Annotated in this window: 18 protein-coding genes; 3 read left to right on the top strand and 15 right to left on the bottom strand. The window is 62.9% G+C overall.

Features of this window, described 5'->3' with window-relative positions; all coding sequences use genetic code 11:
* Window positions 1-92: 92 nt before the first annotated feature.
* From ureG to xerC, 9 genes are all read right to left on the bottom strand, one after another.
* Window positions 93-719 carry an urease accessory protein UreG gene (gene ureG / locus TZ03_RS08150; protein WP_051096900.1) on the bottom strand — a complete coding sequence of 209 codons (627 nt, stop codon included), beginning with the start codon at window positions 717-719 and terminating at the stop codon, window positions 93-95.
* Between the two features lie 11 nt (window positions 720-730).
* On the bottom strand, window positions 731-1,405 hold the full coding sequence (locus TZ03_RS08155; protein WP_051096902.1) for an urease accessory protein UreF: 675 nt from the start codon (window positions 1,403-1,405) through the stop codon (window positions 731-733).
* The gene (locus TZ03_RS08160) at window positions 1,405-1,950 is read right to left on the bottom strand and encodes a HupE/UreJ family protein (protein WP_051096904.1); all 546 of its coding nucleotides are present in this window, start codon (window positions 1,948-1,950) and stop codon (window positions 1,405-1,407) included. Before TZ03_RS08160 ends, TZ03_RS08155 begins: the two co-directional genes overlap by 1 nt.
* 18 nt (window positions 1,951-1,968) lie before the next feature.
* A complete protein-coding gene (ureE, locus tag TZ03_RS08165; RefSeq protein ID WP_051096905.1) occupies window positions 1,969-2,466 on the bottom strand; it encodes an urease accessory protein UreE in 498 nt (165 codons plus the stop codon).
* A 10-nt stretch (window positions 2,467-2,476) separates the two neighbouring features.
* Complete coding sequence (gene ureC, locus TZ03_RS08170; protein ID WP_051096907.1) at window positions 2,477-4,180, bottom strand: urease subunit alpha; 1,704 nt, start codon at window positions 4,178-4,180, stop codon at window positions 2,477-2,479.
* Window positions 4,177-4,494 carry an urease subunit beta gene (locus TZ03_RS08175; protein WP_051096909.1) on the bottom strand — a complete coding sequence of 106 codons (318 nt, stop codon included), beginning with the start codon at window positions 4,492-4,494 and terminating at the stop codon, window positions 4,177-4,179. Before TZ03_RS08175 ends, ureC begins: the two co-directional genes overlap by 4 nt.
* A 19-nt stretch (window positions 4,495-4,513) precedes the next feature.
* Window positions 4,514-4,816, bottom strand: coding sequence for an urease subunit gamma (locus TZ03_RS08180; protein WP_003253929.1), 303 nt, complete (start codon window positions 4,814-4,816; stop codon window positions 4,514-4,516).
* Window positions 4,817-4,825: 9 nt separating this feature from the next.
* Entirely contained in the window at window positions 4,826-5,659 is an 834-nt protein-coding gene (locus tag TZ03_RS08185; protein WP_051096911.1) for an urease accessory protein UreD, read from the bottom strand.
* Between the two features lie 1,257 nt (window positions 5,660-6,916).
* A complete protein-coding gene (gene xerC, locus TZ03_RS08195) occupies window positions 6,917-7,831 on the bottom strand; it encodes a tyrosine recombinase XerC (RefSeq protein WP_051096915.1) in 915 nt (304 codons plus the stop codon).
* A gap of 214 nt (window positions 7,832-8,045) precedes the next feature.
* Here xerC and TZ03_RS08200 point away from each other — a divergent pair, with 214 nt between their 5' ends.
* The gene (locus TZ03_RS08200; RefSeq protein WP_082056575.1) at window positions 8,046-9,227 is read left to right on the top strand and encodes an NnrS family protein; all 1,182 of its coding nucleotides are present in this window, start codon (window positions 8,046-8,048) and stop codon (window positions 9,225-9,227) included.
* A 192-nt stretch (window positions 9,228-9,419) separates the two neighbouring features.
* Here the strand turns inward: TZ03_RS08200 and TZ03_RS08205 are convergent, their stop codons facing one another.
* The 5 genes from TZ03_RS08205 to TZ03_RS08225 form a co-directional block, all read right to left on the bottom strand.
* Window positions 9,420-11,687 carry an ATP-dependent DNA helicase gene (locus TZ03_RS08205; RefSeq protein ID WP_051096922.1) on the bottom strand — a complete coding sequence of 756 codons (2,268 nt, stop codon included), beginning with the start codon at window positions 11,685-11,687 and terminating at the stop codon, window positions 9,420-9,422.
* The gene (locus TZ03_RS08210; protein WP_051096924.1) at window positions 11,684-13,333 is read right to left on the bottom strand and encodes a VRR-NUC domain-containing protein; all 1,650 of its coding nucleotides are present in this window, start codon (window positions 13,331-13,333) and stop codon (window positions 11,684-11,686) included. The genes TZ03_RS08205 and TZ03_RS08210 overlap by 4 nt, the downstream gene beginning before the upstream one ends.
* Window positions 13,334-13,439: 106 nt before the next feature.
* Complete coding sequence (locus TZ03_RS08215) at window positions 13,440-14,795, bottom strand: aminotransferase class I/II-fold pyridoxal phosphate-dependent enzyme (RefSeq protein ID WP_051096926.1); 1,356 nt, start codon at window positions 14,793-14,795, stop codon at window positions 13,440-13,442.
* Window positions 14,795-16,168, bottom strand: a complete 1,374-nt coding sequence (locus TZ03_RS08220; RefSeq protein ID WP_051096928.1) for a hypothetical protein — start codon at window positions 16,166-16,168, stop codon at window positions 14,795-14,797. Before TZ03_RS08220 ends, TZ03_RS08215 begins: the two co-directional genes overlap by 1 nt.
* Before the next feature lie 807 nt (window positions 16,169-16,975).
* Window positions 16,976-17,998 (bottom strand): zinc-dependent alcohol dehydrogenase family protein, encoded by a 1,023-nt coding sequence (locus tag TZ03_RS08225; RefSeq protein WP_051096930.1) that lies wholly within the window; start codon window positions 17,996-17,998, stop codon window positions 16,976-16,978.
* A 206-nt stretch (window positions 17,999-18,204) separates the two neighbouring features.
* Here TZ03_RS08225 and TZ03_RS08230 point away from each other — a divergent pair, with 206 nt between their 5' ends.
* Both TZ03_RS08230 and TZ03_RS08235 read left to right on the top strand, forming a co-directional pair.
* Window positions 18,205-19,119, top strand: a complete 915-nt coding sequence (locus tag TZ03_RS08230; protein ID WP_051096932.1) for a LysR family transcriptional regulator — start codon at window positions 18,205-18,207, stop codon at window positions 19,117-19,119.
* A 499-nt stretch (window positions 19,120-19,618) separates the two neighbouring features.
* A complete protein-coding gene (locus TZ03_RS08235) occupies window positions 19,619-21,334 on the top strand; it encodes a DUF6119 family protein (RefSeq protein WP_051096934.1) in 1,716 nt (571 codons plus the stop codon).
* 337 nt (window positions 21,335-21,671) lie between these two features.
* On the opposite strand, the gene ltrA is transcribed toward TZ03_RS08235, so the two are convergent.
* Entirely contained in the window at window positions 21,672-22,958 is a 1,287-nt protein-coding gene (gene ltrA, locus TZ03_RS08240) for a group II intron reverse transcriptase/maturase (protein ID WP_177328448.1), read from the bottom strand.
* Between the last annotated feature and the right edge of the window lie 538 nt (window positions 22,959-23,496).

A 23,496-nucleotide genomic window follows, 5' to 3' on the forward strand; every position in this document is an offset into this window, starting at 1 on the left:
CTGTGGGAGCTGGCTTGCCGGCGATGGGCTGCAAGGCAGCCCCAATGGCTGCCACTAAGTGCCTGGCACAGGCTTAGCCAGCGTGCAACCAGTCATCTCAGCCGCGCGCCCAGCATCCCGCGCTCGACGATGAAATCGATCACCGCCTGCAACCCCTCGCCCTTCTTCAGGTTGCTGAAGGTCCACGGCCGCTGTGGGCGCATGCGCTGGGTGTCGCGTTCCATCACCTCCAGCGAGGCCCCCACATAAGGCGCCAGGTCGGTCTTGTTGATCACCAGGAAGTCCGACTTGGTAATGCCCGGGCCGCCCTTGCGCGGAATTTTCTCGCCTTCGGCCACGTCGATCACGTAGATGGTCAGGTCGGCCAGCTCCGGGCTGAACGTGGCGCTGAGGTTGTCACCGCCACTTTCCACGAAAATCACCTCGAGGTTGCCAAACTTGCGCGCCAGCGCTTCGACCGCCGCCAGGTTCATCGAGGCGTCTTCACGAATCGCCGTGTGCGGGCAGCCGCCGGTTTCCACGCCAACGATACGCTCTGGCTCCAGGGCACCAGCCTCGGTGAGGATGCGCTGGTCTTCCTTGGTGTAGATGTCATTGGTCACCACGGCGATCTGGTAGTGGTCGCGCATGGCCTTGCACAGCGCTTCCAGCAGCGCCGTCTTGCCGGAGCCGACCGGGCCGCCGACACCGACGCGCAGGGGTTGTTGATAGCTTTGCATGCAGGCAGTCCTCAGGAACGGAACAAACGGGTGTATTGGGTTTCGTGACGCGATGAGGCAATGGCCAGCAACGGCAGGCCGCCGCCGAGCTGGTCATCGCTCAGGGCCAGCGCCCGGTCGAGAGCCGCGGGCAAGCCTGCACCCAGGTCGCGCAGCAAGGTCTGGGCGGCCTGCTGGCCAAACGGCACCAGCTTGACCCCAGCCATCACCGCGCCCTCCAGCCAGGCAAAGCCATGGCCCAGGGCCAGCTGGCGCAGCGGGATTGCCCAGTGCGCGGCTAACCAGGCCATGCCGCCCAGTTGGGTGAGTTCAAGGCTGGCGCGCCAGGCAGGGGCCTGGCCCAGTTGCCAACCGTCGAGCAGCCGCGCTAGCGCAGCGCCACGCTGCCGTTCCTCAAGGCGCAGCTCGGCGGTTTCGCGGTTGGCCAACAGAAAGCGGCTCCAGTGGCCGAAGGCCTCGGCATCCTCGGCCTGGCAGGCATGGTACAGGCGTGCCAGCACCGGCCAGTCGAGGCAGGCCAGGGTGTCGTCGAGCTGCTCACGCTGCCAGGCAGCGAAACCGTCCACGCCCCTTACCCAGCCCGCCTCGACCGCCCATTCCAGGCCTTGCGAGTAAGTGAACCCGCCGACCGGCAAGCCAGGGCTGGCCAGCTGCAGCAGGCGCAACAACGCCAGGTCGCTGTTCATCAACCGGCCAGCACCAGCGCAGCGCCAGCCAGCAGGCCACCGCCAAAGGCCTTCTGCAGGCCGCTGTGGCGGCGCAGCAGGCAACCGACCGCGAAACCGGCCGCCAGCAACAGGCCACTGACCGTTACAAAGCCGGCGCTGAACTGCCAGAACGCGCTGGGGGTGGCTTCCACGCCATGGGCCCAGCCATGGAACAGGGCAAATACCGGCATGGCCATGGCCAACAGCAATTGCCGGCTAGGCAGCAGCACCGCACCGGCGGCCACCAGCAGCGACAGCGCAATCAGGGTTTCCATGCCCAGCACGTCACCGAACAGGTGGCCACAGAGCGCACCGCCAAACATCGCGGCCAAGGTTGCCAGCGGCAGCGCCAGGCTGCGCCGGGTCAACGCGGCAAGGACGCCGGTGCCCAGCAGCATCAGCAAGTGGTCAAGGCCGGTCAGCGGGTGCAGCAGGCCGTCCTGCAGCGGGTTGTTGTCGTGGCCAGGGTGGGCGAAGGCTGGCAGGGCCAGCATCAGCAGAAACAGGGCGAAAGTCTTTTTCATCGGTTGCTCCAGGGCAGGTCAGGAATGTGCCGGCAGGCGCACGAACGGGTGATCGTGGCCGTGGGCATGGCTGTGGCTATGTGGCGCGCTCTGGTAGGCGCCGGCTTCGGGCTCGAACGCTGCTTGCTCGGCTTCTACTGTCAGGCCCAGGCCGCGCAGCATGTCGTCCAGCACATGGTCGTGCTGAAAGCGCAACAGGCCTGGCTCGATCTGCAGCGGCACATGGCGGTTACCCAGGTGATAGGCGGCGCGGGCCAGCAGGTGCGGGTCGGCGCAGCGCACCGTGGACACCGCTTCGGGCGCTGCCAGCACGCGGATGAGCTGGGTGCCGTCGGCATCGGCCAGCAGCTCCCCTCCCCGCAGCAGGTGGCCGCGTTCGAGCATCAGCCCGGCCTCGCGGCCATCGTCGAGGGTCACCCGCAAGCGGCTCTTGATGCGGCTGTCCACGTCCAGGGTGACGGTGCCGGTTTCGGCAAGCGCGCCGGGGTCGGTGATACGGCGGGTCAGGACAATCATCGGTGCTCCTTCAGAACAGGAAGTAACGCTGGGCCAGCGGCAGTTCGCTGGCCGGCTCGCAGACCAGCAACTCGCCATCGGCACGCACCTGGTAGGTCTGCGCATCGACTTCGATCAGCGGCTGCAGGGTGTTGTGGACCATGTCGGGCTTGCGCACCCGGCGGCAGCCGTGGGCCACACCGATCAGGCTGCGCAGGTTCAGCTCTTCGGCCAGGCCACGGTCCATTGCCGCCTGGGGCAGGAAGGTCATGCGCGTGGCGTGCCGCGCCGCGCCCAGGGCGCCGAACATTGGCCGGTAGTGCACCGGTTGCGGCGTGGGGATCGAACCGTTGATGTCGCCCATGGGCGCGGTGACGATCATTCCGCCCTTGATCACCAGAGCCGGCTTGACCGCGAAGAACGCCGGCGCCCACAGCACCAGGTCGGCCAGTTTGCCGACCTCCAGCGAGCCCACTTCGTGGCCGATGCCGTGGGTCAGCGCTGGGTTGATGGTGTACTTGGCGATATAGCGCTTGACCCGGAAGTTGTCGCTGTAGGCATTGTCTGGCGCCAGCGGCCCGCGGCGCAGTTTCATCTGGTGGGCCACCTGCCAGGTGCGCAGGACCACTTCGCCGACCCGGCCCATGGCCTGGGAATCGGACGAGGTCATGGCAAAGGCGCCCATGTCGTGGAGGATGTCCTCGGCAGCGATGGTTTCGCGGCGGATACGCGACTCGGCGAAAGCCACGTCCTCGGCAATGCTCGGGTCCAGGTGGTGGCAGACCATGAGCATGTCCAGGTGCTCGTCGACGGTGTTGACCGTGTATGGCAGGGTCGGGTTGGTCGAGGATGGCAGCACGTTGGCCTGCCCTGCCGCGCGGATGATGTCCGGCGCATGGCCACCACCGGCCCCCTCGGTGTGGAAGGTGTGGATGGTGCGCTCGCCGATGGCCGCCAGGGTGTCCTCGATGCAGCCGGACTCGTTGAGGGTATCGGTATGGATCGCTACCTGGATGTCCATTTCCTCGGCCACGCCCAGGCAGCAGTCGATGGCCGCCGGTGTCGAGCCCCAGTCTTCATGCAGCTTGAGGCCCACCGCACCGGCCGCGATCTGCTCGCGCAGCGCTTCAGGCCGCGAGGCATTGCCCTTGCCCAGCAAGCCGATGTTGATCGGCAGGCTGTCGGCGGCCTGGAGCATGCGTGCCAGGTACCAGGGGCCGGGTGTGCAGGTGGTGGCATTGGTACCGGTGGCCGGCCCGGTGCCGCCACCAATGAAGGTGGTAACACCGCTGTTGAGCGCCTCGTCCACCTGCTGCGGGCAGATGAAGTGGATATGCGAGTCGACGCCGCCGGCGGTGACGATCTTGCCCTCGGCGGCGATCACTTCGGTGCCGGGGCCCACCGGTACATTGACGCCCGGCTGCACGTCCGGGTTGCCGGCCTTGCCAATGACGGCGATGCGCCCGTGCTTGATGCCGATATCGGCCTTGACGATGCCCCAGTGATCGATGATCAAGGCATTGGTCAGCACCAGGTCCATGGCCTCGGCGGCCAGCATCTGGCCCTGCCCCATGCCATCGCGGATGACCTTGCCGCCACCGAACTTGACCTCTTCGCCATAGATCGTGAAGTCCTTCTCCACTTCTACCCACAGCGCCGTGTCGGCCAGGCGCACTCGGTCGCCCACGGTGGGGCCGAACATGTCGGCGTAGGCCCGACGGGAAATGCGGCTCATGCCCTGCCCTCCAGCGCGCCCATCACCTTGCCCTGGAAGCCATGCACTTCGCGCTTGCCGGCATAGGCCACCAGTTGCACGGTGCGTGCCTGGCCTGGCTCGAAGCGCACAGCGGTACCGGCAGGGATATCCAGGCGAAAGCCCAGGGTGGGCGCGCGCTCGAACACCAGCGCCTCGTTGACTTCGTAGAAGTGGTAGTGCGAACCGACCTGCACCGGCCGGTCGCCATGGTTGGCCACGCTGACGCTGACCGTGGCCCGGCCGCTGTTCAGTTCGATGTCGCCGTCGGCGACCTGGATTTCACCTGGGATCATGCGGGGCTCCTGGGCGGTTTCAGACGATGGGGTCATGCACGGTCACCAGCTTGGTACCATCCGGGAAGGTCGCTTCGACCTGCACGTCGTGGAGCATTTCGGCAATGCCGGGCATCACCTGCTCGCGGGTCAACACTTCACGCCCCAGGCTCATCAGCTCGGCGACGGTGCGGCCATCGCGGGCGCCTTCGAGCACCGCGGCACTGATCAGTGCCACGGCTTCCGGGTAGTTGAGTTTCAAGCCGCGAGCCAGGCGCCGTTCCGCCAGTAACGCGGCGGTGAACAACAGCAGTTTGTCTTTTTCTCTCGGGGTCAGCTCCATGGCGTTCTCTCAGGTGGCCCAGATACGCGGCGGGCAGGCCGGCAGGCCAAGGACGGCCGGGCGCAGCACATGCCACAGGCGTTGCAGGGTGCGTTGCAGGTGTTGGTTGTCGTGGTCGAGCAGGCGGATCACCAGCAGCGACCCAAGCAGGGTCGCGCCGGCCGGGTTGCCCAGTTCGTCGAGCAGCGGCCGCACCTGTTCCAACACGGCTTGGTCGGCAGGTACGGCGCAGAAGGTGGCGAGCAGCGGGTGCCCACCAAGCTTGTCCAGGCGCCCGCCTTCGAGACGCAGGCGTTCATGCAGGCCGATTTCGTCGGGCAGTGCGATGTGCAAACGGCTGTCGAGGGCACCCTGGTCGAAGCGTTCGTTCATCACCGGGCGCCCCAGGCACAGGGTTTCCCAGGCCAGCAGGCGCGCGCCCTGCGCAAGGGTGAAACGGCTGTCGAGGCTGGCGCGGGCGCCGCAAAAGAAGATGCTGTCCTGGGGTAGCCACTCCAGGGTGCTGCCGGCGGCCAGGTGAAAACGCTGGGCCAGCCGCGCGGTCGGGCCGATGCTGCGGTAGAACTTGCTGGCGCCGGGCATGGTCAGCAGCGCATGGGTGCCCGGTTCCAGGTGGATGTCCAGCTCCAGCCGATCGCCGGCGACGATGCCTCCTGGCGGGTGCAGCACGTAGACATGGCACGGTGCGCCTTCCGGGTAGAAAGGCCGCTGCACCAAAAGAGGTCCGAAATGCCGTCGCGCACCAAGGCGGGTCACATCGTCGCCCTTGACGAAGCGCAACTGCAGGTGGGCGCTCCAGCCTGCATCGTCTTTTTGTTGTTCGATCTGCTCCGCGAGCGACATCCTGCGGCCCCTGAAATCCGTGGCCTGCTGGCCGTTTAGAGAGTCCGGCCCGGGCGATTGCTAGCGCATATCGGCCTGACCACTCGATCAAATTCTCAGGCTGGATATAGCAGGTTGCGGGCCAACTCCGCAGGTGAAGGAAGATGGGGGCTGGCGCACAAAGCAGGGGCGTGTTTTGGCCCTGTTTCAGTGCCGGAACAAAAGAATGTTGGGGCTGCTACGCAGCCCATCGACGCGGTTCGTCGCCACGACAAGCCCCCCACAGGTACTGTGCAGGTTTCGGGCGCGCGCTATCCCTGTGGGAGCGGGTGTGCCCGCGAACACCGGCAAAGCCGGTGCCATCCACCGCGTTGGATTCTTCGCGGGCAAGCCCGCTCCTACACAGGTACTGCGCAGGCTTCGGGCTAACGCTACCCGTGTAGGAGCGGTTTTAGCCGCGAACACCGGCAAAGCCGGTGCCATCCACCGCGCTGGATTCTTCGCGGGCAAGCCCGCTCCTACACAGGTACTGTGCAGGCTTCGGGCTAACGCTACCCGTGTAGGAGCGGCTTTAGCCGCGAACACCGGCAAAGCCGGTGCCATCCACCGCGCTGGATTCTTCGCGGGCAAGCCCGCTCCTACACAGATGCTGTGCAGGTTTCGGGCGCACGCTATACCCGTGGGAGCGGCTTTAGCCGCGAACACCGGCAAAGCCGGTGCCATCCACCGCGCTGGATTCTTCGCGGGCAAGCCCGCTCCTACACAGGTGCTGTGCAGGCTTCGGGCTCACGCTACCCGTGTAGGAGCGGCTTTAGCCGCGAACACCGGCAAAGCCGGTGCCATCCACCGGGTTGGATTCTTCGCGGGCAAGCCCGCTCCTACACAGGTACTGCGCAGGCTTTGGGCGCACGCTACCCGTGTAGGAGCGGCTTTAGCCGCGAACACCGGCAAAGCCGGTGCCATCCACCGCGCTGGATTCTTCGCGGGCAAGCCCGCTCCTACACAGGTGCTGTGCAGGCTTCGGGCTCACGCTACCCGTGTAGGAGCGGCTTTAGCCGCGAACACCGGCAAAGCCGGTGCCATCCACCGCGCTGGATTCTTCGCGGGCAAGCCCGCTCCTACACAGGTACTGTGCAGGTTTCGGGCGCACGCTATACCTGTGGGAGCGGCTTTAGCCGCGAACACCGGCAAAGCCGGTGCCATCCACCGCGCTGGATTCTTCGCGGGCAAGCCCGCTCCCACAGGGATTGAGCAAGCCGTTAATGTAGCGGCAAGGCTTCAGTAGTCGAAACGCTCCACCGCACGCCGGCGTTCGTTGTCGTCACGCCGGTCATAAATGGCCGTGGTCTGGATGTTGGCATGGTGCGCAAGCTTCTGCGCGATCGACAGGTCATGCTCTTCGATCACCCGGGTAATGAACGCCCGGCGGAAGTCATGCGGCATGATCTTCACCCCCACCTGGGCACCGCGCTGGCGGGCAATGTAGTAGATCGCATGCTTGGTAATACGCGCCCGGGTGATATGGCTGCCGCGGCGGATGCGGTTGAACAGGAACGGGTCGTCTTCGGCCCCGGCTGGCAGGTCCTGGCGGCGCAGGTCCAGCCACGCCTGCAGCTTCTCGAACGCCCACGGCGGGGCGTACTTGATCAGTTGCCGGTTGCCCTTGCCCAGCACCTGCAGGCTGCGCGCCTCGAAATCGACCTGGTCCAGGTCAATGTCCACCGATTCCGACTTGCGCATGCCTGTCCCGTACAGCAAGGCAATGATCGCCGCGTCACGTACCCCCTGCGGTCGCGGATCCGCCGCGCACACATCCATCAACTCGCGAATCAGGCTGCGCCGCAGGTTGCGCCCAGGCGGCAGGCGGCTGCCAGTGGCTGGCTTGACTTCGCGGATGCGCAACAACTGTTCGTGCTCGATCAGTCCCTGGCGCCAGGCCTCGTTCATCACCCCGCGAATGGCGTTGACGTACAGCGACGAACTGTTGGGCGCATAGCCGTCGGCACGCAGGGCCGCCACCAGGGCGATCACGTGGCCGGGCTCGAGCCGATGCCAGGGCACGTCGACCATGTTGCAGTCGACAAAGCCCAGCCGGTCGGCGGCGTCCTGAAGGATGTAGCGCATGGTTTGCTGGCTGGATGGGGCCAGGCGGGCCATGTACTGCAGCAGTGGATTTTTCGAGAGCTCGGACAAAACGTGAATCCTGTAGCGAAGCGTTGGCCGGCAGCAAGCCGGCCAAACCTTGAAGCAAGTCAAAACGACATACAAGCAAGTCCCAATGACTGCATGGCGCGCATGTCATTCGGACCCGGAGAGGTGCCATCACCTTGATATTCAAAGGCTTTGCAATTGGCACGGATCGTGATCTTACCCCAATTGAAGCCTACGAACGAACCAAGGTCCGCCCATGCTCGTGCAACCGATCGATTCACGCCCACGCCAGGCCGTCTGGGGCCTGGGTTTTCGCCCATTCTTCTTGGGCGGCAGTTTGTTTGCGCTGGTCGCCTTGCTGTTGTGGGCCGGCGTACTGGCCGGGGTGCTAGAGCCCACGCCCCGCGGCGGCATGCTCGCCTGGCACCGCTTCGAGATGCTGTACGGCTTTGCCGCCGCCATCATCGCCGGTTTCCTGCTGACCGCCGTGCAAAACTGGAGCGGCATCCCCGGCCTGAGCGGGCGCGCGCTACAGGGCTTGTTCCTGCTCTGGCTGCTGGGCCGGGCGAGCTGGTTCCTGGCCCTGCCGGACGGCTTGCTGGTGCTGGTCGAAGGTAGCTTCCTGCCGCTGGTCGCCCTGGCCCTGGCGCGCCCGATCGTGCAACGGCGCTTGCGCAACAACTACCCGATCATCGGCCTGGTGCTGCTGATTGCCGCCTGCCAGTGGCTGACCTTGGCCGGTTGGCTGCGCCAGGACGAGCTTTGGCAGCGACGCGGGGTATTTGCCGGGCTATGGCTAGTGGCGGCGATGATGACCGTGCTCGGCGGCCGGGTCATTCCATTCTTCACCCGACGTGGCCTGGGCAACATGGCCCCGGCCCCTGCCCGCCCCTGGCTGGACCGTGCCTGCCTGCTGCTTGGCGTGGCGGTACCACTGACCTTTGCCACGGGCCTGGCCGATACGCCCCGCACTGGCCTGGCCGCCCTGTTCGGCGCCCTGTTCGCCCTGCACGCTACCCGCCTGGCGCTGTGGCATGACCGCGGCCTGTGGCGCGTGCCGCTGCTGTGGTCGCTGCACCTGGCCTATGCCTGGCTCGCCGTCGCTTGCCTGGGAATGGCGTTGTGGCACGCCGGGGTGGCACTGAACCCGAGCCTGGTGACCCACGCCCTGACCGTGGGCGCCATGAGCGGGTTGATCCTGGCGATGATGGCGCGGGTCAGCCTGGGCCACACCGGCAGGCCATTGCAGGTACCAGGCAGCATCGCCTGGGCCTTTGCCCTGATGCAACTGGCGGCGCTGGCGCGGGTGGTGCTGGCGCAGTTCACGCCGCTGGGTGTGAGCCTTTCGGCACTGTGCTGGAGCCTGGCACTGCTGCTGTTCCTGCAACACTACCTGCCCATCCTGCTGCGGCCACGGGCAGACGGCATGCCGGGCTAACCTTGATAGCGTCGGTCAAGCAATTTGGGGCCGCCTTGCGGCCCATCGCAGGCAAGCCAGCTCCCACACCGACCGCGAGCACCTGGTAGCATGCCTAGAGTTCGACGCGGTCGGTGTGGGAGCTGGCTTGTCGTGGCGACGAACCGCGTCGATGGGCTGCGCAGCAGCCCCGATAATGCTGACTGCCAAGTATCAGAGATAATTTCCGGGTACCGGCCACCACCCCGGAAACATCTGCTGTACCCGGGGTTCGGCGAAGCGTTCGTCGATCAACACCAGCACGCCACGGTCCTGGTCGCCGCGAATGACCCGGCCCGCCGCCTGGATGACCTTGCGCACGCCCGGGTAGAGATAGGCGTAGTCGAAACCCGCACCAAACTGCCGCCCCAGGCGCTGCTTGAACTGCTCGTTGACCGGGTTGACCTGCGGCAGCCCGAGGGTAGCGACGAACGCGCCGATCAACCGCGTGCCGGGCAAGTCAACCCCTTCACCGAAAGCGCCACCCAACACTGCGAAGCCGACACCTTGGCCATCGGCGACAAAACGATCTAGAAACCCTTGGCGAGCCGTCTCGTCCATACCTGGTTCCTGCGCCCACAGGGGAATCTGCGCATGCCGCTCGGCCAGCAGCCCGGCCACCTGCTGCAGGTACTCGAAACTGCTGAAGAACGCCAGGTAATTGCCTGGCATGCGCTGGTATTGCCGGGCGATCAGTTCGACGATCGGCACCAGCGAGGCCTGGCGTTGCTGGTAGCGGGTGGATACCTGGCTGGCAATCCGCACCTCCAGCTGTTCGGCACGGAACGGCGCCGACACTTCCAGCCAGGCGGTATCGGCCGGCATGCCCAGCAGGTCGCTGTAGAAATGGCGCGGGCTCAGCGTAGCGGAGAACAGCGTCACGCTGCGCGCCGCCTGCATGCGCGGGGCCAGCAGGCGCGCCGGGGTGACATTGCGCAGGCACAGGGTGGCCAGCCGCCGCTTGCGCGGGCCCTGGCGCTGGCTGATATCGAACATGAAATGCTCGTCGAACAGCTCGGCAACCCGGCTGAACTGCAACGCCTGGTAGAAGAACTGCAACACCTGCGGGTCGATGTGCGCGGGCGCCTGGTTCATCTGCTCCTGGATCAGCCCGATGCACTGCTGCAGGGCACGCAGCAAGCCTTCTGGCAGTGACTCACTGGCCTGGTAAGGCGCGCGCTGTTCTTTATACAGCGCATTCCACTGCCGATTCAGCCGGTCCAGCGCACTGACCAGCCCATGCGGTTTGCTCTGGCGCAGGGCAAGCAGCTGGCCCTGGTCGAGGCTGGCGCTGTACATGCCACGCCCGCGCTCGATCAGGTTATGCGCCTCGTCCACCAGTACCGCAACCCGCCACTGGTTGGCCTGGGTCAGGCCGAACAACAAGGCGTGGGCATCGAAGTAGTAGTTGTAGTCGGCGACCAACACGTCCACCCAGCGTGCCATCTCCTGCCCCAGGTAATACGGACACACCTGGTGCGCCAGGGCCACCTCGCGCAGGTGGGCGCGATCGAGCAAAGGTAGCGCTGCCGCTGCCTCGCGTGCTGCGGGCAGGCGGTCGTAGAAACCCGCGGCCAGTGGGCAGGACTCGCCATGGCAAGCCTTGTCTGGGTACTCGCAGGCTTTGTCGCGGGCAATCAGTTCCAGGGTGCGCAATGCCGGTTGCGGGGTGGCATCGGTGATCTGGCGCATGGCATCCAGGGCCAGTGCCCGTCCCGGTGTCTTGGCCGTGAGGAAGAACAGCTTGTCCAACTGCTGCGGCACCACGGCCTTGAGCAGCGGGAACAAGGTGCCGAGGGTCTTGCCGATGCCTGTGCTGGCCTGAGCCATCAGGCAACGGCCGCTACTCACGGCCTTGTACAGGGTTTCGGCCAGTTGCCGCTGGCCCTGGCGGAACTGTGCATGGGGGAAGCCCAGTGCCTGCAAGCCCCGGTTACGCTCGGCCAGGCGCTGCTCCTGACCTTGCGCCCAGGCCAGAAAGCGCTGGCACTGGGTTGCGAAAAAGGCCTGCAGTTCGGCTGCCGTGCAGTGTTCGCTGATCAACGTCTGGCCGTCGCTGTCCACGTCCAGGTACACCAGCGCCACCTCGATGGCCGGCAGTTGTCGAGCCTGGCACATCAGCCAGCCATAGACCTTGGCTTGTGCCCAGTGCAACTGTCGGTGGTTGGGCGGCTGGCGCGCCAGGTCGCCACGGTGCGTCTTGATCTCTTCCAGGCGGTTGCCGACGGGGTCATAACCATCAGCCCGGCCACGCACCCTCAGGGTTTCGAACTGGCCTTCCAGGGCGATTTCCGACTCGTAGCCTGCAGCACGCCGCGCCACCACACGGCGGTGCCCCTGGATACCTTCCTGGGCGGTGGGTGATGGCGTGAAGCGCAGGTCCAGGTCGCCAACCTTGGCGCTGAACTCGCACAAGGCCCGCACAGCCACGCTGTAGCTCACGGCGTGTCGCTCCAGCGCACATGGCATACCGCTACTGGCAGGCCGTGGGCACGGCAGAACTCCAGCCAGCGCAGCTGGTTGTCCTGCAAGCGATCACCTGGGCCCTTGACCTCGACCATGCGGTAACGGCCCTGCTCGGGCCAGAACTGGATCAGGTCGGGCATGCCGGCACGGTTGCTGCGAATGTCCTGCAACAGGCGCAGGAAGCACTGCTTCAGCTGGGCCGCCGGCAGGCAAGCCAAGGCCTGCTCCAGCAGTTCCTCGCTGAGCACGGACCAGAACACGAACGGTGACTGCAGACCTTGCTTGGCGGCATAGCAGTCGAGAATCGCCTGGCGATGGCTGCCATCGTCGAGCCGCCCCAGGCAGCGCTCGAACAGAGCACTGCGCCGTTGCTGGAAATCGCTGTCGTGCAGGTCCTGTGGGCCGGATTGGAACGGGTTGAAGAACGCGCCCGGGACCGGGGCGAAGATGGCCTCCCAGCACAGCAGGCCAAACAGGCTGTTGAGCAGCGTGTTCTCCACGTAATGCACCTGGCCACCCTCTTTGCCCAGGTATTGGCGCACCGCTTCCTCCACACCCAGCGCGGCGTGCTCCCGCGGCAGTTCGAGCTCGATCGACTCCAGCGGCGCGACACGCTGGTGCCGCTGTGGCGGGCCACCGAGCTTGCGCGCCAGGCGTGGCAGCATGCGCTCCAGCGCCTGCACTTCCAGCGCATTGGCCGGTGCTGCGGCCAGTTGCAGCGCCAATGCATGGGCCTGAGGCCACTGCTCGCTGCGTTCGAGTACCCGCACCTGGCGGATGCGCGCCTGAGCATGGCTGCACTGCGCGTACACGGCCATGGCCTGTTCCCAGTCGCCCAGGCGTTCGCATTGTTGGCCCAGGGCGAACAACAAGCGCGCATGGCGCCGGGCCAGCCACGGGTTGTCGCTGTTCAGGCCGTGCATGGCTGCAAGGATCGATACAGGGTCGTCACCCTGTTCCAGGCGCTCAGCACACTGGTGCAAGGCCATGGCCAGATCGACCTCGACGCGTTGCTGCAGGGCACGCGAATCGGCGCTGAATGGCACCTGCTCGTAGCGCAGCAAGCCAAGGTCGGCGAGGACGAAATCAGACCAGTCCTGGTACAGGTTGCCAAAGAACAGCAAACGCATGCGGTCGCACAGTGGCTGCAGGCACCATTGGAGAATGCGCACCTCACTGTCCGGGAACCATTCGGCCAACGACCGGGCCGCCAGCCCCAGGGGTTGCAGCTGCGCCAGCAGGTCATGCTTGGCGGCCCGAGGCCGGTTCAGTTGTTGGGCAAAACAGCGGGCCAGTTCGTCTTTGCGCAGCATGGCGAACAGTTGCTCCAGCCCCAGTTGCTCGGGCTCACGCACCCAACCAAGGGCCTGCAACGGCTGCAAAGCCTGTTCAGTGTCGCCGATTTCGCCATAGTCCAGCCGGTCACTGCGGAACAGCTCCCCTTTGCGCATTACCATACGCACCATCAGGGCCTGGGCAGGTGCGGCCAGTTGGCTGAAGGTACGGATGAAGGCCAGTTCCTGGTCGTCGAGCAGGTCTTCATAGCGCTGTTCGACCCACAGCAGCACCTGGCGGAAATTGTGCAGGTAGTAGAACGGGTCGTCGACGGAATGGGCGATCACAATGCACAGTCGGTTAGCGGAAACAGGTACTGGTTATACATACAGACAACCCGGCCTGCAAGTGCCGTGGGTCAGCCCGGTGACACGTCCTGGAGCGACGCCAAGTTCACCCTGAAAGACCGGCAGGCCGCCCGCAACGTAGTTCCAGCGCCTGAGCCAAGCGCTCCACCGACTGTTGCAGGGCTTCCGGTTGATCACCTACCCATACCAGCGCCAGGTACTGCTGATATCGCCCCTGCACGCTGAACTGCCCCCCGGGCAACGCATGCAACGCTGAACCTGCCAACGCGGCAACAATGCCTTCCCACGGCAACGGCTGGCGAAAACGGACCCACAGCATCAGCCCGCCATCTGGCATTTCCAATATAACCCGCTGGCCGAATCGCAGCGCCAGCGTACGCGCCAGGTAATCCATACGCCTTTGCAGGTCCGTGCGCAGCTGTATCAGATGCGCCTCGATCTCACCTTTACCCAGCATCTGCGCCAGCGCCAGCAGGCGCAGTGGCGCGAGCCGAAACGCACGGCGGGCGAAGGCCTCGGCCAGCACGGCAGCATGGCTCAGTACATAGGCGTAGGGTGCCTCGGCCCCCACCGCGGCCTCGAACGCCCCCATTACCAGCAGCCAGTGGGGGTCTACCCAATCGCGTAGGCGCGACTTCGGCGGCCCGCTGTAACAGTGTTCACTGTCCAGGTCGTTTTCCAGCAACCATACAGGATGGTGCTCAAGCAACTGGCCAAGTTGCTGCTGGTAGTGCGGTGAAACCAGCCGCCCCTGCGGCATGCCAAGGCACGATGGCATGATCAGCATGCCTACCGGTTCGCTCCCCAGCAGCCGGGCCAAGGCCCGCAAGTCCGGGTTGCCGCGCGCATCCAGTGGCACCTCCAGCACACGCACGTCAGCGCGCACCAAGGCGCGCAACACTTGCCAGCAACAGGGCGATTGCACCAGCACGGTCCCCCCTTGCAAGGCCAGCGCCGCAAGCAAGGTTTCCAGCAATGCCTGCACATCAGGCGCCAGTTGAACGTTCTCGGCACGCCAGTACTGAGTGGAGGAGCGGGTATAACGCTCAGCTACGGCATTGCGCAGGCGGGCGCTGCCGCCCTCTTCCCATGCGACGACGTTATGCATGCGCTGACGAGCCAAGCGGCGTTCGTGGGTAAACAGGGCACGTTCCAGCAACGGCTGTGCCAGCATGGGTAGCTGGCGACCCATGGCCGCGGCCTCCACTTTTGCATCACCCTGGACGTAGTAGCCCGACCTCGGCAGGCACTGCACACGGCCTTCTTCTTCCAGCAGGTTGTAGGCACTCTGTACAGTGGCCAATGACACCCGCAACCGACGGGATAGCGCGCGCAGCGACGGTAAACGGCTTGCTCCACTGCGTGGTGCTTCATCGATCAAGGCCTCCAGGTAGCGATATACCTTCCGATAGGCGAACTCGTCAGACACCGGCCGCCCCATCAGGGCAGCCCCGCAGAACCACGCCGCTGCCTCATCGACCGCCGCGGCAGCAACCTCAGGTGTACATCCCGTCGGGCCAGGTTGTTCATCAGGCGCCATACCGTCACCGGCAAGCGCCCTTCGTAAATCAGCCGCAGTTGCCTCAATGGCAGGCCACTGGTGTTCACCAGCCAGACTTTCACCGCATCTGGGCAGGGTTTGCCTTGCAAGGCCCGATGCAGATAAGGCAACGCCACCAACATTTCGGCATGCCGATACTTCAGATAGCGCTCGAGGTTTTTCCCCCGCCTGGCAAACGGCCTGAACAGCAGGCATACCAGTTGGGCCTGGTTGAGACCGTAGGCTTTGCCAAGCTGCATCTGCTGCAGATCTCGCTTGTTGCCGCCTGGCAGGCCAGCCAGGCGTAACGCCGGGCGGCCGGCCTGCGGCTCAAGACTGTACGCACGCAGTTCATGTAACTGCGCCGGGGCCAATGGGTCGACGAAGGCCGCCAATGGCCAGGCATCCCGAGCGGCCTCGAAGCCGCATCCAAGCATGACGTCGAGCTGCTGCTCTTCGAGCCAGTGTGGCAGCAAGTCGTCAATGGCAATTACCCGCACCGGCGTACCCTCTGGCGCAGTGCCGCCCGATTGTTGCGGACGAGTGTCCAGCGGCCCCCCAACCATACCGTGCAGCCGGCCCAACCCATGGGCCAGCGCTGCAAGGCATTGATCGACATGCGGGCCACGCTCCCCTACCAGGCGCAGGCTACGCCGGGCCCAGGCCAGGTAACGGCACCGCTGGCGCGCAGGTATGGCGGTAATCAACACGTCCGTAGGTGCCTGCAGTGCAAAGCCCAGGGCATCCGCCAGTTCCAAGTGCAAGCGACTGCCCAGCAACGCCTCGGGCCTGGCATCCACCAGGTGGCCGAACATCAGCATAGCGTCCCGCGCCCGCAGCCGGCGCTCGGGGGCTGCCCAGAGCCGGCTGCTGAATGGCACCACTTCACGCCCATCGATCATCTGCAGTTGCACCCGTGGGTCATCCTGCATGAACAGGGCATTGAAGCCGCGCTCGTGGCTTTGCAGCGTGGCACTGCCGGCATAGGGCAGGCTGACCACCAGCACCCGCAACTGGAATGTTACCGGCGCACGCAGGGCGATACTCAGCTGCGCGGCACGCAGCATGGCCAGCAGCCGGGTACTGCGACGATCACTGCCTTGTAGCACCAGCAAGCGGAATGTGCCCATGTATTCGGGCCCGCCTGCCGCAACCAACAGCCGTTGAATCAGTAACTGCAAGGAAGCACGCTGCGCCCGGGACATGTGGTTCAGCAGGCGCTCGAGCACTTGCTGGTAAATATAGTGCATTGCTTGGTCGTGAATAGCCGTCACGAAATTACCTCGTCAACTTCATGCAGTCGATGCACGCTAAAGAGAGAGCCTGAAGATCAGCGCTCATCGAACTTATCCAGAAGAAATTTCCTACAACAAAACGGAAGATGACGGAACCAAGTCACTGTCGCCAGGCCATCGAAAAAAACGCACCACTATGACGGCCTACCGCAGCCATACACCGCCTTGAATCGGGCATAGCCATGCTCATTCCACGCTCCTTGCGCAAACTATCACTGGGCCATTATCGAGGGATACAGAGGGAATAGAAGATACAGATTGGGGTAAAAAAACCATTCAGTAAAAGTGGGAAATCACATTGACCGCCAAGCCCAAATAGTTCAAGACGGAAAAATTATCGGGATATTTCATCAGCCTGCTGAAGTCATCGATAGATGCAGTCTGCGTCGCAACTTTCTGTAGGAATTTTCTTATTTTAAATATGAGGGGGATGTGAGGTGTTTGTCTTGGATTCTGAGGGGGGCGTAAATCGAGCGCCGCCCGCGCGGCGCATCGCGAGCTGGCGCTCGCTCCTACGTTTGTTTCGGGCCAATTATTCCGGTGGGATTTGCGCGCGAACGCTTTGGCGCATGGCTAGATATCGCGTCGTACGAACAAGGCGGTCGCGCGCGCCTATCACAGGCGTTACTGGCCCGAAACAAACGTAGGAGCGAGCGCCAGCTCGCGATGCGCCGCGCGGGCGGCGCTCGATCTCTCAGGCACTGAAACAGTCAAGGCGGACACCTACCAGCCCCAATTCTTTAACTGACCGGCTCTGCCCAGGTTCCTCAACAGTGCCAATAGACCTCAGTGTTGCGCCATGTCCAGCACCACGCGACCGCCGCACGGGCATTGGTCCATGTAGCGATGCGCCTCCACCACCTGCTCGAACGGATACACCTTGATGATTTGCGGTGTCAGCAACTGGTCGGCGGTGAACTGGTTGATATCGCGCAGGGCCCGTTGCAGCGCCACCTGGTCCTGGCTGATGCCCAGCTCTGGCTTACCGGTGAAATTGCCGATGCAATGCACATAGAACTGAATGTTCTTCTGGAATGCCGCGCAGGCCGGGAACGGCGTCTGGTTGCCGCCCTGCAGGCCATACAGCACCAGGCTGCCACGGGGCGCCAGCACATCGCCCAACAGCGACATCTGCGGCCCGCCCATGCCATCGAGCACCATATCCACACCCCGGCCCTCGGTGTACTTGCCAATCTGCAGCAGCAGGTCCTGCTCTTCGGTCACGATCACCTTGTCGGCACCCAGGCCCAGCAGGTACTCCCGCTGTTCCGCTTCCTTGGTGGCAGCGAACACCTTCAGCCCCAGGGCCTTGCCCAGTTGCACGAAGGCAGGGCCCGCACAGTGGCTGGCATCGGTAACCAACGCGGTCTGCCCGGCCTTGGCCCGGGCCAGGTCGACGTAGGCGAAATAGGCGATCAGCAGCGGCGTGTAGTGCACGCTGGCCTCGATCGGGGTGAGCACATCCGGGTAACGGGTAATGGCTGTACGCGGCAGCACAATCACATCGCCATACACCGGGTGGTCATTGGCACTGGTGGCAGGGAAGCTGGCGACCCGGTCGCCCACCGCAATGTCCTCGACCCCTTCGCCGACCGCTGTGACCACCCCGGCCATCTCATGGCCGATCCCTGCCGGCAAGCGTGCCTGGGACGGTGCCAGGTTCTGGCGCCAGAGCACGTCATACCAGCTGACGCCAACCGCCTCGACGCGGACCTGCACCTCGTTGGCAGCGGGTGACGGTTCGGCCTGCTCCTCGCAATGGAGCACATCGGCAGCGCCGAACTTGTGGAAACGGATCATGCGGGACATCGCATACCTCGCCTTTGTGAACCTCTAATTACCACTGACTTTATCCGGGCTTTGGCGGTTAGACCATCAGTGGTCATTGATAGTCGACATGCTTGTCATCGATTGGGCACCTGACTTTCCCTGCGATTGGTCCCCCTAAACCCGTGCAGGGTAACAGCCTTTGGCCTTAAGATTCACCCCTGCCCCACTTTAGGCGAAGCGCACCGATGAATCGAAACGACTTGCGTCGCGTAGACCTCAACCTGCTGATCGTGTTCGAAACACTGATGCATGAACGCAGCGTGACCCGTGCCGCGGAAAAACTGTTCCTCGGCCAGCCCGCCATCAGCGCGGCCCTGTCGCGCCTGCGCAACCTGTTCGACGACCCGCTGTTCGTGCGCACCGGCCGCAGTATGGAACCCTCGGCGCGAGCCCAGGAGATCTTTGCCCTGCTGTCCCCCGCGCTGGACTCGATTTCCACCGCCGTCAGCCGTGCAGCCGAATTCGACCCAGCCACCAGCAACGCGGTGTTTCGCATCGGCCTGTCGGACGACGCCGAATTCGCCCTGCTGCCGCAGTTGCTCAAGCGCATCCGCGCCGAAGCACCGGGTATCGTGCTGGTGGTGCGCCGGGTCAATTACCTGCTGATGCCGACGCTGTTGGCTTCGGGCGAGATCTCGGTGGGAGTCAGCTACACCAACGAATTGCCGGCCAATGCCAAGCGCAAAGTACTGCGCCGCAGCATGCCGAAACTGCTGCGCGCCGACAGCGTGCCCGGCAGCATCAGCCTGGACGACTTCTGCGCGCGGCCCCATGCGCTGGTATCGTTTGCCGGTGACCTGTCCGGGTTCATCGACGAAGCGCTGGACGAGATTGGCCGCAAGCGCCATGTGGTGCTGGCGGTGCCGCAGTTCAACGGGCTGGGGAGTTTGCTGGCAGGCACCGATATCGTCGCCACGGTGCCGGACTACACGGCGGATGCGCTGACTGCGGCGGGCGGCTTGCGCGCCGAGGACCTGCCGATCGAGGTGCGCAGTTTCGAACTGCACATGGCCTGGCGCGGGGCGCAGGACAATGACCCGGCGGAGCGGTGGTTGAGGTCGCGGATACAGATGTTTTTTGGCGACCCTGATAGTCTTTAGGTGTCGTCGGATAGGCTGTTTATCTGATTACTTCTGCCTTTCCACAGACCATGGAGGTCCATTCACTTCCAGTGGGTGGCTACATTGGGGGCAAATCTGAGGCTATGCTTTGGATGGTTTGAAAATGATACCCCCAGTCTAAGGCCCATCTGTAAGGGCCGGCGACCACACCTTCCCGACTCCACCGCCGAAGGCCATGGTGTTCACTTAATACGCGGGCAACATCGCCCTTAATGCTGTAGTTCGGAAGGTGACTTTGCCGAACGCTTACAGACAGAAATCGAATGCGCCACATCCTTCACCAGCGCCCTCGCTATCCCGCTCAAGTAATCGCTGCCCGCACCAGGCCACAATCCTGTCCTGTACCTGACTACTGCATCCAGGTCCTAGTCACTGCCGCCTAGCCACCAGAATATCGGCACTCATTGCAATTTGACATCACTGTAAGCAAGAATCGGATCCAAATATGTCTGAATTGGTCATTCGCTAAGGGGTGGTAATGAGCAGGATTGGCGTCAACTCAATCACGGTGCGGCTACTGAAGCCGAACCTAGATCCAGAGGATGGCCTCAGCCCGAAATATGGGCCAAGCGGCGCTAAGGAGTTGAAGGGGCAGGACTGGGAGGGTGGCGGAGAAGGCATCCTCTACTACGGCCAGGTGTATGACCGAACTCCTGAATGGCTGGCCCTGCTCGAGCCCCACATCTCAGATCCTCTCGGAAGCCTGCACTCCAGCGGTTCTGCAGCCATCCTCTTTTTGTACGTACAAAACCGCTGGATGGCCCTTTGTTTTGGCTATGCCCACCTCGCGCTGGAGGAAGATGCCTTCGTTCATCAATTTGGACTGAAGGTGGCGCTCAACACTGTGCCGCGAGGTAGCTTGCTTAGCCTTGATCTCGCAACTCCAGACGCGGTGACATTTCAGAAGCGGATACAAGCCAGCAAACTCTCGGATTTCAGCCAGTTTGGTATGGACACACTACGAGACCTGGCCAGAGTGGCGGGCGGTCAGCCCAGTGACGATGGATTTGCCAAGTTTGTTGCCGGCAAAGACGCGCTAAGCCTAGACGCCCCGCTGGCTCCGTCCGAGTTTCACGACAAGTGCGCGGAAATTCTAAAGGCTTATAAGTCAATCGCCTACAAACGCGATTACGCCTGGTTTGACAACGTCAGGGAGGAGACCAGTTCTGAGCGGTTGAAGATCTTGGATCGGCAGCTCTATAGCGAGATTCGTGCGATCCGCGGAGGCGCCAACAGCCTATTGCACATGTCCCCTCCAGAGATCCTTGATTACCAAGAGGGCGCAGAACTGGGGTACACCGGTTTTGGTAGCCGCAAGTGCGAGTTCACCAAGCTATCCATCACCGATTACGTGGACGAGCTAAATCGGCTGACCTGCACTCAAACGATGGAGGTCATGAAGTCCTCGCACCGGGTCCGCTCCGTGAGCCAAAAGTCTGGCGAACCGATTGGCTGGAAGGTTTATGACTGCCTGAACTGGGAGTGCACGCTAACCAAGCCGACGCGGACGCACTACGTGCTATTTGCAGGAAAATGGTACGAAATTTCCGCAACCTTCAAAGATCTGGTCGAAAAACATTTCGATAGAATTCCGGACTTCAGCATCATCGGTCGAACCTCATGTCTGAACGAGGAAGAGCTGATTGCGGACATCACTGCTAAGCGTCCCGACTTGATCAAGCTAGACCGTACCAAAATCAACCCCGAGGGCGTCACTGCGGGCAACCTTGAGCCTTGTGACTTCTACTCAAACGACAAGATATTCATCCATTTGAAGGATGGCGGTTCATCAGGGCCCATCAGCCACCTGTGGATGCAAGGTGTGGTCAGCGCTGAGGCCTTCGTGGCAGATAGCAAATTCCGCACGAAGCTGAAGGACACCGTCTCGAAGACCAAGGGTGGAAGCGCATTTTTGAAGTCACTCCCGGACGGGCGAAAATCTGACTTCAATCGTAGTGACTACACCGTAGTGTACGGAATCATGCGGCCACCCTATAAAGGTGGTTCTTTGGGAATCCCCTTCTTCAGCAAAGTTAGCTTCATGGCAGCCTGTGATCGATTGCGACGCACGGGTATGAAGATCGGCAAAGAGCTGATCGAGAAGATTCCACCTACATCAGGTGCGTCAACCAAGACGAAAAAAGCAAAGGCCGCGACTAAGGCAACGGCCGCGAAGCCCTCCAAGGCGCCCTGAAACCCTCAATGAGCTCGCCAGTGGGTACAGCTTGCGATGAGCCCCATATCAGAGCGGGCTAACTCAGGGGTTACTGCACGTCACCGCTCTTCGGAAAGATGGCAGATAGCCACAAATTTCCCTTATGATCTGGGGCTGCGTAGGGAGACGCTAGCGTTCGCCAATTGACCTCCCTACCGTCGAAAATTTTTGTGATGGCGCTGGAGATTGTCTGATGGCTTTCGATGCTTCACCCTCCTGGAGCGGTTTCAACTACCAGGGCAAAGTCGCTCTCCATTCGGTCGCGGTAGGGACGGCAGTTACCTGCCGCCCCCCGCACAGATCCGTACGTGCGGAACTACCGCATACGGCTCCTGCCTCGGGTATGTGACGCGAAGCGATCCTCAGGGTAAGGATGTGCATTTCTGGGTCTAGGTATGTAGAAGTCAGCAAGGCGTCCATAGCGTGACCATTGAAGCCGATTACGCTGGCTACGACGTTTGAGGGCTTGCCTCCATAGACGGCAGACCGCCGAACGAAAACCTCCCAGACGTATCAGGTTTCCCGGCACCGCATGGTAATTGAAGTAACCGCTCACCACCCGAGTGAGCCGTTGCCCTTGAACCCGGATGGATTCATGACGTCGACGTTTCAGCTCATGCCGAATGGCCAACAGCGTTGCACGCATTCGCTTCTTGACCGTCAGTCGCAGTATTTGAAAGCCACCGTTTCTGTTGGTACTACAACAGTGTGTGAAGCCCAGGAAGTCAAAAGCCTGCGGTTTACCTAAACCCCGCTTCCTACGATTTCTCGCGGCAAAACGACCGAACTCAATCAGTCGTGTTTTCGAGGCGTTGAGCGATAAACCGAACTTGGCCAACCGTTCCTGCAACTGCACCAGAAACTGCTGAGCCTGCACTTTCGTCCTGAAACCCACCACGCTGTCGTCCGCGTAACGCACAATAATTACATCGCCACGGGCATGCCGCTGGCGCCACTGCCTTGCCCACAGATCCAACACGTAGTGAAGATAGATATTCGCCAGCACTGGCGATATCACTGCGCCTTGGGGCGTCCCCTTGGTCGCAGCCACCCTACGGCCATCTTCCATAACACCCGCCTGAAGCCATTTGCAGATAAGCCCGAGCACGCGCCGGTCTAGAATCCGGTGTCCCAGAAACATCAGCATCCATTCATGGTCGATCTCATCAAAGAACGACGTGATATCCGCGTCCAATATCCAGTTCACCTTCTGGCCCTTCAGCGCGACCGTCAACGCATCCAGTGCATCGTGCTGGCTACATCCCGGCCGAAACCCATATGAGAATCCCAGAAAGTCCTCTTCATAGATCGCATTCAGAACGGTAACGACCGCCTGCTGTACGATCTTGTCCTCCAGAGAGGCAATGCCCAACGGGCGTTGCCTGCCATCGGCTTTGGGAATGTAGACCCGCCGCGATGGCGTTGTTCGATAGGCTCCACCGTGGAGCCTTGCGTGCAAATCAGTTACCCGCAGGAGAAGACCTTCCTCGTATTCCCGCCACGACATGCCGTCCACGCCTACCGCTGCATCGCGGCGCAAGGCATAGAAACTCTGCGCCAATAACTGCGGGGTGATGTGGTGCATCAAAGCCGTGAACTGCATGCCCTTGTTCCTTCGGGCTGCTTCACGTACACCTTCAAGTCCCATCGACGCGCAACTGATCCGACTCAGTGTTCGGGGCGCGGGAGGCTTGTTGGTGTTTCCCTTGGCTACGTCCCTTTCCTCCACTATCTCCGCAGGGCCAGGCCCTTTGTTCGATGGCTTCTCAGGTACTACGGACGTATCCGACTTCTCAGCGGCGTAGACAGCAGGGTTTCGGCTTTTAGCCTTTCCTGCTCCGCCCGGTGCTTGCGCAGCGGGCGCCGCTGAGATCTCCCAGTTCCTGTGCGCAGGACTTCCCGACGTGCACAGGGTCTCCGACCGCGCGGGATCAGAGCATGACTGGCGTATAACGCCATGCTCCGTATTGCCTTCTGCTTCGCTTAACAGCATCGGCATCCCGAATTCCTGATTACGCGGCTCAATGGCTGGCCCATCGGTTTCCCCTGTCAACGCTTCACCCTGCACCTCACGGTGCAACATGCATGACTCGGGGCCTGGTTGATTCGCCATTTCTTACCAGTATCGAACTTTCATCGAC

Origin of the sequence: Pseudomonas sp. 10-1B, assembly GCF_000935045.1 — a bacterium.
Lineage (GTDB): Bacteria > Pseudomonadota > Gammaproteobacteria > Pseudomonadales > Pseudomonadaceae > Aquipseudomonas.